This is a genomic window from Nostoc sp. (assembly GCF_036917355.1).
GTDB lineage: Bacteria > Cyanobacteriota > Cyanobacteriia > Cyanobacteriales > Nostocaceae > Nostoc.
Genome location: NZ_JBALDP010000007.1, coordinates 14,551 through 29,481 on the forward strand (window position 1 = coordinate 14,551; position 14,931 = coordinate 29,481).

Below are 14,931 nucleotides of genomic sequence, written 5' to 3' on the forward strand. Positions count from 1 at the left end.
AGTTGAGGTGGGGATAGACAGTACTCAATGATGAAAATATGAAGATTATCTAAGTTTTTATAAAAAAGACCCTGGGTTATGATTCCAGGGTGCATACACGTTTTTCAGGCATTAATAGGTTAAATAATAACTTCGTAAAATAGTTATTTCTACTATCTATAGAATGATACAAAAGTAGATTTAGTTATTTTAGTCGATCGATACATCTGCCATTGGGAGTATACAAATATTGGAAGAGGCAAGTTATCTGGCAGTATTTTGATTAGATTAACCTTAAAATGCTGCTGTAATTAATCCATATAATTTAAGCTAATTTAAGTTTTGTTAGGGGCAAAAAAACACATCAAAAATTAAATGTAATTTCTTGGGAGATATCCACAAAATAATCTGTGGTGAAGGAGAATATCTTAAGTGTTTTTAGGTAGTTGTACAGTAAATAAACTACCTTTACCTACTTCAGAAGCGACCTTAATAGTTCCTGCGTGCCCTTCTATAATGCGATGGGATAGATGTAGTCCTAAGCCACTACCTGAGCGTTTATTTCTGCCTTGGCGAAATCGCTCGAAAATTGTTGCCCGATCTTCTGGCGCAATCCCATATCCTGTATCTTGTACCTCAATTATTACCGAATCTGGATCTCCTGGATTAGATGATGTTTCATAAATACGGATTGTTATGCCTCCCGTATCTGTAAATTTAATGGCATTTGCAATCAGGTTGTTTAACACTCGCCGTAATTCCAAACGATCGCCCATAATAACAGCAGCGTTTTGACTCAATGGATCTAATTCACGGGTATTAATTTCCAGAGTCAAGCCTTTTTCATTAGTTAGAGGACTTAGTTCGCTGACTACTTCTTGAGATATCTCACATAAATCGCATTCCTCCCAATTCAACGTTTTTTTACCTGCCTCGAAGCGATATACTTCTAAGAGCGTGTTCACCATTTCCATCAAATTTTGGTTACTGCGAATCATTACTGCGATCGCCTGTTTCATTTCCGGCGAAATTTTGCAGAATGTTTCCATTTCAAACAAATTCAACATGCGATCGGCGGCTACTAGAGGAGTTCGCAAGTCATGAGTCAAACGAGAAACAAAATCTTCCCGTTGACGGGCCATTTTTTGTTGTTCGTCCAGACTGTGCTTGAGACGTAATAGCGATCGCACTCTTGCCAGTAGTTCATCAGTATCAAATGGTTTCCGAATAAAATCATCAGCACCAGCATCCAAACCTTCGACAACGCTGGATTGATGAAAGGCAGTAATTAATAGAATGGGAATATAAGAAATTGCAGGGTTATTCCGAATTCGACGTGTGACTTCATAGCCATCTATCCCCGGCATCATTACATCTAACAGAATCAGATCGGGTGGAGATTGCTCAATTTTCTGTAAAGCCTTGATTCCATCTGAAGCCAAATCAATTTCATATCCCTCACTTTCTAAAATTGCTTGAACCAAAATGAGATTATCTTGAGTGTCGTCAACTGCTAAGATACGGTAAATTTTATTATTTTCAACTACAGACATGATCTATAAATTTTTATCAGTTTTTTTGGAAGTAATTTTTAAATTTAGGATATTCTATTGGTGCTTTCCTGGCTTGAAAAGGTGACTGATGAGGATTTTTAGCAGGGCAAAAAAAATCGTCGTTATCGTTATTTAACTGTGAAGCTGGAGTATGGGCTGCTACAGTCGGTAATGTAATTTGACGTGGCAATTCAATTTTAAACATTGAACCCACCCCCAATTTACTCTCAAGAAATATTTTACCGCCCATCATTCGCACTAGCGAATCTATAATTGCCAAACCCAAACCTGTACCTGGATATTTGCGAGTGATAGTTTGATCGACTTGCCGAAATGCTTCAAAAATATGCTTAAAATCTCTGGGGGCTATGCCTATACCTGTATCTTGAACGATAATTACCACTCGATTTGCAGGGAGTTCCTTAACCTCAACCCAAATTTCACCAGATTCTGTGAATTTAATGGCGTTGGAAAGCAGGTTAATTAAAATCTGTTTGACACGAACCGGATCGTTAAATATCAAAGGATTTTGCAAATTGGTTTGTACTAACAATGAAAGATTTTTAGCATCAGCTAAGGAACGCATTTCACTGACAACAAGATTGATTACCTTTGATATATCAAATCTTTCTGCCTTTAAATCTAATCCTCCTCCCTCCAGCTTGGAAAAGTCGAGAACTTCATTGAGTAGCATTAGTAAATGCTTCCCATTATTCAAAATGCGCTCAACCATATCTGCTTGCTGGCGCGTTAGCTGACCGAATTTAGGACGCAGCAGTATTTGCGAAAAACCAATAATCGCATTCATCGGCGTTCTAAGTTCGTGAGATATAGTTGCCAAAAAAAGTGATTTTAGACGTGATGCCTCCAATAGCTTAAAGTTTTGCATTTGAATCTGTTGTTGTTGTCTCTCCAATTCTTGGTTCTGACAAATGAGTTGTTCATAAGTTTCTCTGAGTTGCTGATTTGCCAAATCTACCTGCATTTCCGCCCGATAAATCCGAATCACATTCCGCAAAACCTGCGACAAAGTTTCTGGAGATATTCTAGACTTAGAGAGATAGTCTGTAGCACCAGCTTTCAATAATTGGAGAGTAATTTTTTCATCTCCTTGACCAGTTAGGACTACTAAAGGAACTTTAATTTCTGAAGAACGTAGCTGTTGAATCAAGGTTAGTGCATCGCGATCTGGTAAGGAATAGTCTAGGAAAACACAATCGTAGGCAGTAATGCTTAAGACAGAGAACGCATCATTACCATTGCCTACTTCAGACAGTTGCATCTGAACACCTGCTGTAGTCAGGGCAGAACGGATTGCTAACCGGTCTACTTCGTCATCGTCTACAACCAAAATTTTCAGCGTCTCTTCCATCGGTTTTTATTTTCGCCGCCAAACATAGGTTGATGTATAACATTTATCTTTTTCAGATTATCCAACTAAAGAACATAAGATTTTCGGACATCTAAAACCTGTAATTTGATTGATTAAGATATTTTGCATAAGATCCACTTTAATACCTGCTTGAAATTCATCACATCAACTTCGTTATCCTCCATTAGTAGTATGTCGATCGCCCTTTTGGGCCTTTCCTTAGGTTGAATTAAGTCTGTTGTATCTTCAATCTGGTTAATTTACCAGACTCTGGTAACTAAACTCCTAACAAATGACCAATGTCCTGCAAAAAATTAGTAATTAACAAGCAGACACCGTTGATATAAAGTAAAATAAAATACTTTACCAAGCTTAAAACAATTGTAGATGAGTGAGCAAGCCACCGTCGTCAGTCATTGGTGAGAGTTACATCTCATTATCGTGTACCATAAGCTTGAACAGTTTTACCTATCAGGTTAGTTATACCAGGTAAATAAAAAAGTAATATCTATAGCTATTTTTGAATCTGAAGTAATTCTAGCTCCTGGAATTTCAACAATTTTCTTAGCGATCGCCACATCTGTATTAGTATTTTCCCGGTTATATTGAACTTATAGATGTTCGCAAAGTTACTAAACCTTAATGCCGAAGAAAGGTTCCCGACAAAAGTTAGGCAAAAATTCAAAACCGATAAAGGGGAAAGGTTCGCACAGAGGCTTGATATTATATCCTGTGAAAAGTCAGATGAACAAGTTCGTCACCAAGAATTACGAATTACTTTGCTGTTGGTGATTCCACCAACTTTTAACGCTGCCTGATTCCCTTCCATGAGGATTTCTATTGGCTCTATCAATCGGATGAATCCAAAGGTTTGATTAAAAATCGTTCGCAACCATCGTTCACTTTCTCTTAAAGCAACTTTCACCCGCTGTAATTTTTTCATCTTCTTAAGCTTTTTTTAAAGTTTGATCCAAAATAATACTAATTAACCAATGAAACATGGCAACTCAAAGCTGAACGATCGGCAAGGAGAGAGCAATTTGGCATTCGTTTAAATATTTCATACTTTTTGTGTAAGTATCTATATATCTCCAGCTAGATTTGTCCTCTATCTAAATATAAAAATTTTGGATATTTGTTATTTCTATCGGTGGATGCAGACAGGTTGAAATATCATCTATCTTGAGTTTGGGAAAATAATAGATAGTAGTTACAAAAGGCAAGACTTTGAAAGATGCAAATAGCGCAAGAGTGAGTGTAGCGATGAATGAAATTAGTATTATTTTAATTGAAGATCATGACTTAACGCGAATGGGGCTACGAGCAGCGTTACAGTCTCATAGCGCATTGAAAGTAATTGGGGAAGCGGCAAATGCTACCCAAGGATTAAAACTTTTAGAAACGGCAAAGCCAGATGTAGCGGTAGTAGATATCGGCTTGCCTGACATGGATGGCATCGAACTCACTCGCAAATTCAAACGCTCCCAGGCTGAAAATGGGCAATCTACTACGAAGATTCTCATCTTGACAATGGATCATACAGAGGATGCTGTACTTGCAGCTTTTGCAGCTGGCGCTGATTCTTATTATATGAAAGAAACCAGCATCAGTAAATTAACTGAGGCAATTCAAGCAACTCACGGCGGTAACTCTTGGATCGATCCGGCAATTGCCAACGTAGTATTGCGGAAGATGCGCCAAGGTATTCCTGGAGAAAGTCAAGGTTCTGACAAGCCGAAGACTGTAAAAATTGAAGCGCTGGCGACAGAATACGAGCAAGTTTTGGAAACATACCCTCTGACTCAACGGGAACTGGAAATCCTAGAGTTGATTGTAGCTGGGTGTAGCAATGGTCAAATTGCGGAGAAACTTTACATTACAGTTGGTACTGTAAAAACCCATGTTCGTAATATTCTAAATAAACTATGTGCTGATGACCGTACCCAAGCTGCTGTAAGGGCCTTACGTTCGGGGTTGGTAGCGTGAGGAATTAGGGACAAGGGAGATGAGGGGACAAGGGGACAAGGAGAATAACCTGCCACAATGCCCCATACCCACTGCCCTATTATCCCAATTTTTCCCGCAAGCAATTAGCAATACGTAGTGCTGCTCCTGGTTTACCCATGCGTCGCCCACCATTTTCAGCAATAATTTGCAAATTATCAGGATTTTTAAATAGGGATTGTACAACCTTCGCTACATCTGCTGGTCGATCGATTAAAATCAAAGACGATCCCAGAAGACGACTTTGAGATTCAGCAAAGCCACGGTTATATTGCGGCCCATTACCAGGAATTGCGATCGCAGGTTTGCCTAAACCGATAAACTGTTCTGTGGCTGTACCTGCCATTGCGATCGCTATATCTCCCAAATGCAAGCAATCATTATAGGCTTGTTGTGTCAATAGCAGATAAGCATTTCTCTGTTTAAATGTCAAGACATTTGGATCGCTCAGTTGGATAGGAGATGCTGATTCAGCGCGCCAGCCTTGGGATTGCACACTTTGGGATAGAATATTAGAGTCTAAACCAGGAGCGATCGCACCTAAAAATAGTACTTTGTTAGAACTATAAAAGATTGAATCTCGCTGTTGAAAACTTGTCATCAATGCAGATACAGCAATCATAATTGTTTCCCAGTTAGTGTATGCTTCTGGGGGACGAGAACCAGGAAGAAGAGTCACAACAAAAGGTCGAACTGTCTCTTGCTGTATGATATTTTGACTATAAAATTGTTGGCGTGAAAACCTCGATTCTAGACCATCCATCATGGGATTACCCAAATATAAAGCTGGAATTGGCCATTGTTTTAATGTTTCCGTTGTCAGCGCATCTCTAAAGAATACAGCCTTACAACGGCGACGACTCATTAACCAACGTTCCCAAGGATGGTAGACTGAACCAGAAAAGTTTTCCCAACCTGCGTCTTTAGATTTTCGTGGTAATAATCCAGCTTCATCTCGCACATAATATTCAGATTTTGCCGTACCGACAAAAGCATAATTAGCGCCACTGAGTGTTGCAAACAACAGTGGCAAAATATCTCCCACTGCTAAAATTGCTCTTTTATTACCTAATTTTTTTTGAGAACTCACCCAACGGCGGATAGCTTTAATTTGGCTGAGGGTAAGTTTCAATAAACCACCGCGTACATCCCGCGCTAATTGGCGGCCATCCATATAAATAAAGCCGCCAGAAGGCATATTCAGGACTGAACCGATAAAGGGGATATCCAACTGTTCATAAGCACGTCCTTCACCCACCAGGGGTAAAGCAAATATCTCTGGTGGGTTTGGTTGTCGTTGGAGTTCTTGCAAAATCCGAACTGCAATCACATCTTCCCCATGACCATTACTTAATACAAGTAATCGCAAAGGAGAAGTTGCTGATTGGGAGTTAGAAGCTAGAGATGACCGAGATAGATTATTCATAGAAACAAAATATCAAAATTAACTGTCTGTTTGGGTAAGAGGTATAAATAGGGAAATCGACGAGGAAGCTGGAAGTTAGTATTATCCCTATTCGCTAGCGTCTCTACAACTAACTCCCAGTTAATTAGGTTAAATATATATGCGAGTTTCTACTACTGCTATTTTTACTTTAGCTACTTTAGCTGCTGGCAATGTTACTCAGCAAGCAACGGCTGCACCTGCTAAAACCGTTACTCCAACTCCAAAAGCTGGTAACTTGGTGGTGCCGATAATTGAAGACACTCCCGCACGGGTAGAGACAATTGCTTCCCCAGAAACTATAGTTGCACAACAATTTTCCCAAAATCCCGTCGTCGTGCAAACAGATGCAAACAAAAATTCCCCAGTAGTCTTAAAATCAACAGACAAGGGAAATTCATCAGTAATACTTCCTCCCACTCCCTCTTTTTCTCCTTCATCTCCCAAAACTCCTGCGACTGAAGGCGATTTGGTCGTCAGAGCTACAGATATACAGGTGGTGGGAGCCAATCAAGAATTACAGCAAATCATTGGCCAGGTAATTAAAACCCAGGTGGGTGGAGAAACCAGTCAAAGCCAGTTACAAAGAGATGTAACAGCAATTTTAAATACAGGTTTATTTAGTAGTGTCAGTGTGAATAGCTTTAGCACACAGGCTGGATTGAATGTAGTTTACCAAGTCCAACCAGTGATAGTGCGATCGCTGCAATTATCTGGTGCTAAAGTGCTTACTTATCAAATAGCTCAACAACGTTTGCAATCTCAGATTGGAACCACCATCAGTCCCAATGGACTCCAGCAAGCAGTAGCACAAATTAACAAGTGGTACGCCGACAATGGTTATAACTTAGCGCGGGTGCTATCAATTAAACCCAGTTCTCAAGGCATTCTCACTGTGAATGTCGCTGAAGGTTTGGTGGGTGATATCAAATTTCGCTTTGTCAATGATGAAGGTAAAACCGTTGATAGCAAGGGTAATCCCGTCGGAGGACGCACCAAAGCAGATTTCTTACAACAACAACTCAAGTTGAAACCCGGTCAAATTTTCCAAGAAAATGTCGTTAAACAAGACATTCAACAGCTATATCGTACAGGTTTATTTGAAAGCGTGAATGTTGCCTTAGAAGGAGATGCAACAAAACTTGATTTAGTCTACCAACTCAAAGAGACTGGGGCGCGTGGTGTTAACTTGGGTGGTAGTTACAATGCCGATCAAGGATTGGTAGGTACAATCAGCTATCAAGATCAGAATGTCGGCGGTGTTAATGATACTTTAGGTGTGAATGTTGGTGTAAGTAGCCGAGACTTGCAGTTTAATACCAAATTTACTAGCCCCTATCGGATAACTAACCCCGATCGCTTCGGTTACACTGTAAATGGTTTTCGTAGTCAGGAACTTTCGGAAACCTTTGATGATAAGATTAAGCTAGCTAACGGCGACAAAGTGCGAGAAGGTCAAATTGGCGGTGGTGTCAGCTTGCAGCGACCAATTGATGACTGGAATACCTCATTAGGATTAAATTATACCCGAACTAGTATTCGCGATCGCCAAGGTAATGTTACCCCAACCGACGTTCAGGGCAATCCCCTCTCTGCGAGTGGAACTGGTATTGATGACCTCACAACCGTATCCTTCACCGCCACCAAAGACCAACGGGATAATCCCCTTAATCCAACTCAAGGTTCCGTTCTAAGTTTGAGTACAGAACAATCTATACCCATCGGCGAAGGTAATATTTCCCTTAATCGCCTCAAAGCCAACTACAGCCAATATTTACCAGTACAGCTATTTAACAGCAAACAGCCACAAGTATTTGCGGTGAATGTCCAAGCCGGTACCGTCCTTGGGAATTTACCGCCTTACGAAAGCTTTAATTTGGGTGGTTCCAACTCAGTGCGCGGTTACGATTCTGGAGAAGTTGGCAGTGGTCGCAGTTATGTGTTGGCTTCCGCAGAATATCGTTTTCCGGTCTTACCAATCGTAGGCGGTGTATTATTTGCCGACTTTGCCTCAGATTTAGGCTCTGGTGATACTGTATTAGGAAATCCGGCAGGTGTACGAGATAAAGCAGGTTATGGTTTTGGTTATGGGGCGGGAGTGCGAGTAAATTCACCACTAGGTTTAATTCGGGCTGACTATGGCATTAACGACCAGGGAGAAAGCAAAGTGCATCTAGGAATTGGGCAGCGATTTTAATTTGAGTTCAGGCGTTGCTGAGAGGTCATATCCAAAAACTAAATATGCGTTATCCAGAACCCTTGTAGAGACGTAGCATTGCTATGTCTCTACATTCTTTTTGGCTCATACAGCAGATTTCAAGTTGGTGAGGTACACAAGCAAGCTAAGTCTGTTACCCAGGTATAAAGCGTATTTTACTCCTGAATTCTGAATTCTGAATTCTGCTGTATCTCTATTAGCGATCGCCTTTGAAAATGACTTTTATAAATTGACCAATTTATTACACAATATTTAATAGTATATAAATTTCAATAATCAAAGGAAAAAAGCTATTGTCACGTTTTCACAAGACATTAATTTTTTAATAGCGCTAGTCACGCAGAATATAAAAAAATATTATAAGTAATAGCATGGAAAAAAGTGTTATTAATGCCAGCCTTTCTACTCAAAACTTAACTTTTCGTCCAGGTGATACTCCAGTATCATTTGAGGTAACTGTCAATAATGACAGCGATCGCTTCGTCAATTTTCAGATAGAAATTACTGCGGCGGGAGAAATCCGCAACACAGGATATCGCTGGTATAGACTCGAACCAGAGGTAGCGGCAGCCAAGCCACCGGGCAGTAGTACCATCTTCCAAGTTTTCGTATTCAATACACCCATGCCGGGATTTGTTGGTACTGTCAACCTGATGGTAAACATTTTTTCACCGCAATTAGCACAACAATCCAGACTTGTGCTGCGCTTGAAAATCGAGCGAGACAACAGACCAACACATTTAAGTGTAGAATTACCTGTACGAGAGTTCCAAGTTTATCCCCGCAATTCTATCGATATACCAGTACGGGTGCGGAACTTGGGGCAACAACCAACTGAGGTAATGCTGCGTTTTACAGGCGTCGATCCGTCTTGGCTGGCTGGCAGTGCAGAACGGCGATTACTCTTAGATCCAGGTGGTTTAGCAGAAGCTACATTCCAATGCCAACCTCCTTCTGTAGTGCAAGCGCCCAGTCAAAATTATCCTTTTACTATTGAAGCTGTTAGCAATAATGGTTATCCAACTAATGCTGAAGGCAACATTGAAGTTTTGCCAGTGGGTTTTATAGACTTTACTACTACCGAAAAACACCTAAAAATCCCCAGTAAATCTGCATGGTTGCCTGACTGGAAATCTGATACAGCTTCCTTTGAATTACTATTTAAAAACGCTAGCAATCTTAACCAGGAAATTAATGTGCAGGTGCAGGGTAGAGACTGGCGAAAATGTAGTTTTAAAAAGCTTCCTGAAAGTGCCAATCTTCATCTAGGAGAGACAAGTAAAGTCATCCTCGATGTTAAAACAAAACGTCCTTGGATTGGAATCGGTAAAACTTTATTGCTGGAGGCTAAATCGGAATTATCCGACCAACGTTTAGGGAGTACAGACCCAGCCACGCAGACATTAGAAGTCAAGACTCTGCCAATTATACCTTTATGGCTACAATTAGCTGCGATCGCACTTTTAGCCGCACTCCTCGCATTAATCTTGCAACCAAGAGGCGTAATGCATACACGTTCTGTCAACTCAGTGCGTTTTAGTGGCATTGGTTTATCTGTGGTCAGTGGTTCAGATGATTGCACCTTAAGACTTTGGAGAATTGGTGCTGATAGTTTAGATCCTGATGATACGGTGACATACGCTGGGCAACCCCTTGCTTGCGACCAAGCACAACAGCCCAAAGGCTTGATGGCGATTACCGATGATGCTGTAGAAGTCTTGCGCTTCATGCCGTTACAAAATAATCGTGTTGCTGTTGGTTTAGATAATGGTGTAATTGAACTTAGAGATGTCCCTTCAGGTACAAAGATTAGCCAACTTCAAGACCTTAAAGATCCTAAAGCAAAAGGCGATCGCGTTTTTGACCTAGCTTTCACCTCAAACTCACTTAACTTATTCAGTGGGTATGGCAGCGGTAAAGTGAGACTATGGTCAAGACCAGCACCTAACAGCGATTTTCTGCCAGAACCGCAAGTTATTGACGTACAAAGTAGATTGAAACTCTCAGGTTTCCAAGTCCGGGCATTAAATCTCAGCCCAGATGCAAAAACTCTAGTAATTGCTGGAAACTTTAAGCGTTTTATATTGTGGCAGTGGAATCAAACTCAATCTGATAAACAATCCCCAAGTTTATCGGTGCAAAATCTAGAAAAACTAGACCCATTAGTTGGGCCTGAAGACTTTATTTGGGGATTAGCTTTTGTTCCTGACTCAACAGGAAGAATCCTCGCAACTTCTGATTCTGCGGGATTTATTACCATTTGGGATTTGAATCAGTGTCAAACTATCAAAAATCCGAATCAGCTAGAAAAAGTAAATGAACTTAATTGTTCACAACTAGACCGTTGGTCAGCATCAAAAACATCTGTGCGGACTCTAGCATTTAGTGACGATGGTAGTCTCTTAGTAAGTGGTGGCGATGATGGACGAGTCGTAGTTTGGTACTTAACTCCCGAACATAAGCTTGACAAAACAAGAGCAGCAGAAGGTAAAACAATTTACCAAAGCTCTAAAAAAATCAATAGTATCGACTTGAAAACTAATCAAGGAACCATGATTGTGAGTGGTGGTGAAGATTTTCAGGTCAAATTACACCGTATCAAATAAGGGAATCAATGACATGCAAGCTAAATTCAATCCACTGCAAGTTATTATCAACCCACCTGGAATTCAATTTGGGATGCCAGGAGATACGATTGAACTCTATATTGTTGTAATCAATCAGGGAAATCAAAGTGCGGTTATTGACTTATATTTTGTTTTTGATGAAGTATTTCAAAATTTAACTGGCTGGTCTAGTTCTCCCAGAGAAAGTTTAGCATTAGCTCCAGGGCAAAATAGTGACGAAGTAAGATTTGAGTTTCAAATCGCCGCAAATGCTCTCCCAGGAACCTATGACTATACATTAGTCGTTGATTCTCCTCTACATTATCCACAAGACACACCTATAACTTTCCCAAACCAAATTAAGGTTCTGCTAAAAGAACAGACCGCAATTCGGGTGAACGACCCGACATTTTCTATTAGACCTAACACCAACCCCAACAAACCGTTAATTTTCAATCCTAGTGAGCCTCTGCAAGTAGAGGTAATAGTTGATAATCGCTCTTATCTCGTAGACAGATTTCGCTTGAGTTGTCCAGATTTAGACGATGACTGGTTCACAATTAATTATCCTGCAACTGGATTTGAGGGGCCAGGATTAGTGTCTGACGTGACTGCACTAGAACTCAATCCTGGTACTCAAGGTCAAATATTGTTGAAATTTCACCCACCTGGGGATACCCTTGCGGGAAGCTATTCGCCGACAATCCGCTTATATTCAGAGAACTCTCCAGATTTAGTACTGCTGGATTTGGTGTATATCCAAATTCCGACAAATTATCGCTTAGATATACAACTTAATACCATCTTGGGACAAGTTAGCCGTAGCCTTGGCAAGTACGAATTATCACTAGCTAACCAGGGCAATATTGTCCGCGAACTAATATTAAACTTAAAAAGTCGAGACGAAGAAGAACTATATACTTACAAATTTGATCCTACGGAAGTCAGATTATTACCCAATAGAAGTGCTGTGGCTAATTTGACAGTCAAACCCAAGCCTTGGTGGCGACGACCGTGGTTTGGTGCAGGGTTAGCGATCAACTTTCAACTCGATATCAAAGACCAACAAAATTTACCCCTACCGAACACACTGCCTCAAGGAACTTTGGTATGGAAAACCCGCTCTTGGTGGCAATTTCTTCTATTAATTTTGGCAATTTTGGGGTTATTGGGAGGGATAGGATTTATCATTTGGCGAATTTTAAACCCCGATCCTTTGAGATTAGAAAATTTTAGTGCAAATGACTCTCAAATTACTGAAGGTGATGAGGTAGCTTTAAACTGGGAAATTCATCAATATAAACAGTTAAAAAAGTTAGTTTTGACAGCTAAAGGTTCCCAACCTATTCAGCCTATTACTTATGACTTTAGCAATGGCATTCCTGAAACACTGGGTAAAGGAAGTGCTAATGAAATCCCTCCTTGTCAGGTACAAGATAAACAAGAGTTAATTTGTAGCAACGTAAAAACTGGAGTGAAAACAAAAGGTAATTACACTTTTGAATTACAAGCCATTTATCGCAATGGTATCCAAATATTTTCCCGAACTAACCAAGTAGCAGCGCAAACTACCCAAGTAGAAATTGCAGAAAAACCAATTGCATCAGTAGTTAATTTTCAGCTAGATAAGCCCCAGTACACAAAAGGTGAAAATATTCTTTTTAGTTGGACAATTGCACGTCCTTTATTGCTGTCACAACTACAGATTGTTGGCAATGCAGATGATGGTACATCTTATGGTGAACCAGTTACTTACAAATTTAATCAAGGCAATATTACAGACCCTAAACTTAAAAAACTATGTATACAACAAAATCAACAACTGCAATGTAAAAATATTCCTTTGTTAGCAAATAAAGTGGGAAGTTTTGCATTTGAAATCAAAGCTATTTCTAACAATGGAAGCGACAAAATCAGTTTTAAAAAAGCTGAATCAAAAATTCCAATATTACCCAAACCATTTAAGATTGTCTATTTCAAAATCAACGGTAGCGAACAACCAAATTTGGTTCTCAATGAAGGAACATCTGCTATTCTGAGTTGGAGAGTAGAGGGAGAAAATATTCAGGTTAAACTTCTACCATACGGCAATGATGTTCCAGCAGTTGGTTCAACGAAGTTTCCAGTCAATCAAGCCTTCCCCGCTCAAATCGGACTGCTAGTCAATGATATATCTGGTAAGCAACAACCCCAGCAAAGAGGATTTGCAATCACAGTGCTCAAAAAAGTAGAGCCTACTCCTATACCCGGCATTAACCTAATTCCACCTACTTTGCCACCTAGCAATAGCCCATTTAAGACTCCCTTACCTCAGAGGTAACTTTTTGGGTATTTGCTAGCTCAATTCCTGGTTTTATGAAAAGCTCGGCGTCTGCGCCCATTTTCAAGCTGAGGTTTTCGCAACGGTACTACCTCAGCTTCATTACTCTCGCGTGCTACCCGAATCAGCAAACCAGCAGCTATTAAGCTGGCAATCATAGAATTACCACCATAACTAAACATGGGCAAAGGTAAGCCAGTAGTCGGAAGAGAACCTGTAGCAACACCGATGTGGAGCAATGATTGTCCCACCATCAAAGTCGTTACGCCGATCGCGACTAATCTATGTACTATATTTTTAGCCTTTAGCGCCACAACTAATCCGAGAGTGGCAAATATAGCTAAAAGTGCCAACAACACCATACTGCCAACAAAGCCAAACTCTTCAGCGAACACCGCAAAAATAAAATCGGTATCTTGAATTGGTAAATAAAACAGCTTTTGTTGAGAAAGCCCATATCCAGCTCCCCAAGTTTTACCAGAACCAACAGCTAGTAGACTTTGCACCAACTGGTAGCCATCTCCTGTAGCATCCGCCCAAGGATTGAGGAATGACATCACCCGCTTACGTTGATACTCTTTAATACTAATACTGAGTAGCGCCAACATTACTCCACCAATTGCTGTTCCTCCCAAGTATTTGTAAGGTAAGCCAGCGGCTAAAGCAATTAGCCAGATAGTCATACCGCAAAGTGCCGTTGTACTCAAGTTCGGCTGGGCAAGAATTCCTAAAAGTACCAAACCAAAAACACCCAACCAAGCGAAGCGAACCCGCCAACTAATTCGTTCCCACTGACCAAAAAGCCGCGCACTTTGCAACACTAAAAAGGGTTTAATTAGTTCTGAAGGTTGAATCGGAATAGGCCCGATCGCAATCCAACGCGCTGCATCAAAAGCTTTTCTTCCCAATCCTGGGATCAGTGTGACAAAAATTAACCCCAAAAACAGTAACAAAAACCAATGGGATAGTCCCAAAATTTTCTGCAACGGCGAATTAACAATAATATTGAATCCGATTAAGGAAACTAAGACCCAAAGCAATTGACGTTTAAAGTAGTACAAACCATCATTCTGACGGGCATCAGCGACAGGATATGATGCTGAAAATAGCATGATCAAGCCGACGAACAGCCAAATCAACGTTAACCAGCGCAACAACCGCGCTTCTAATGCCCAGTTGGAGACTGAACTATCAAAAATTGGAATCAGGCGGCGTAGATTCACGATCGGTACAGGTAAAAAGTTAGAAATTAGGAGTTAGAAATAAAACTCATAAATCATAACTTATAACTCATAAGTAGGCTTTACAACCATAAATATTAGAGTTGTTAACTTCAATACACCACTAGTTCAATATTTCTGAAAAATTGCAATCTCTACTCTGCAAGAAAAAGTAATATTTTATACCAACAAATTAAAATTGCTATAGTTAAGAG

Annotated in this window: 9 protein-coding genes; 4 read left to right on the forward strand and 5 right to left on the reverse strand. The window is 40.3% G+C overall.

Annotated elements, in window-relative coordinates; translation table 11 throughout:
• Positions 1 to 407 precede the first annotated feature (407 nt).
• The 3 genes from V7K53_RS01630 to V7K53_RS01640 form a co-directional block, all read right to left on the reverse strand.
• Positions 408 to 1,532, reverse strand: coding sequence for a hybrid sensor histidine kinase/response regulator (locus V7K53_RS01630; protein WP_335195937.1), 1,125 nt, complete (start codon positions 1,530 to 1,532; stop codon positions 408 to 410).
• A gap of 16 nt (positions 1,533 to 1,548) precedes the next feature.
• Positions 1,549 to 2,904, reverse strand: coding sequence for an ATP-binding response regulator (locus V7K53_RS01635; RefSeq protein ID WP_335195938.1), 1,356 nt, complete (start codon positions 2,902 to 2,904; stop codon positions 1,549 to 1,551).
• Between the two features lie 757 nt (positions 2,905 to 3,661).
• Complete coding sequence (locus V7K53_RS01640) at positions 3,662 to 3,847, reverse strand: hypothetical protein (RefSeq protein ID WP_335195939.1); 186 nt, start codon at positions 3,845 to 3,847, stop codon at positions 3,662 to 3,664.
• Between the two features lie 320 nt (positions 3,848 to 4,167).
• Here V7K53_RS01640 and V7K53_RS01645 point away from each other — a divergent pair, with 320 nt between their 5' ends.
• Positions 4,168 to 4,890 (forward strand): response regulator transcription factor, encoded by a 723-nt coding sequence (locus tag V7K53_RS01645; protein WP_104908003.1) that lies wholly within the window; start codon positions 4,168 to 4,170, stop codon positions 4,888 to 4,890.
• 79 nt (positions 4,891 to 4,969) lie between these two features.
• Here V7K53_RS01645 and V7K53_RS01650 read toward each other — a convergent pair whose 3' ends face one another.
• Positions 4,970 to 6,334, reverse strand: coding sequence for a lipid-A-disaccharide synthase-related protein (locus tag V7K53_RS01650; RefSeq protein ID WP_335195940.1), 1,365 nt, complete (start codon positions 6,332 to 6,334; stop codon positions 4,970 to 4,972).
• Positions 6,335 to 6,473: 139 nt separating this feature from the next.
• On the opposite strand from V7K53_RS01650, the gene V7K53_RS01655 reads away from it, so the two are divergent.
• The 3 genes from V7K53_RS01655 to V7K53_RS01665 all read left to right on the forward strand — a co-directional run bounded on the left by V7K53_RS01655 (position 6,474) and on the right by V7K53_RS01665 (position 13,496).
• On the forward strand, positions 6,474 to 8,549 hold the full coding sequence (locus tag V7K53_RS01655; protein WP_335195941.1) for an outer membrane protein assembly factor: 2,076 nt from the start codon (positions 6,474 to 6,476) through the stop codon (positions 8,547 to 8,549).
• A gap of 392 nt (positions 8,550 to 8,941) precedes the next feature.
• A complete protein-coding gene (locus V7K53_RS01660) occupies positions 8,942 to 11,176 on the forward strand; it encodes a hypothetical protein (RefSeq protein WP_335195942.1) in 2,235 nt (744 codons plus the stop codon).
• A 13-nt stretch (positions 11,177 to 11,189) separates the two neighbouring features.
• Positions 11,190 to 13,496 (forward strand): COG1470 family protein, encoded by a 2,307-nt coding sequence (locus V7K53_RS01665; RefSeq protein WP_335195943.1) that lies wholly within the window; start codon positions 11,190 to 11,192, stop codon positions 13,494 to 13,496.
• Positions 13,497 to 13,516: 20 nt separating this feature from the next.
• On the opposite strand, the gene V7K53_RS01670 is transcribed toward V7K53_RS01665, so the two are convergent.
• Positions 13,517 to 14,719 (reverse strand): FtsW/RodA/SpoVE family cell cycle protein, encoded by a 1,203-nt coding sequence (locus V7K53_RS01670; protein WP_335195944.1) that lies wholly within the window; start codon positions 14,717 to 14,719, stop codon positions 13,517 to 13,519.
• Positions 14,720 to 14,931 lie beyond the last annotated feature (212 nt).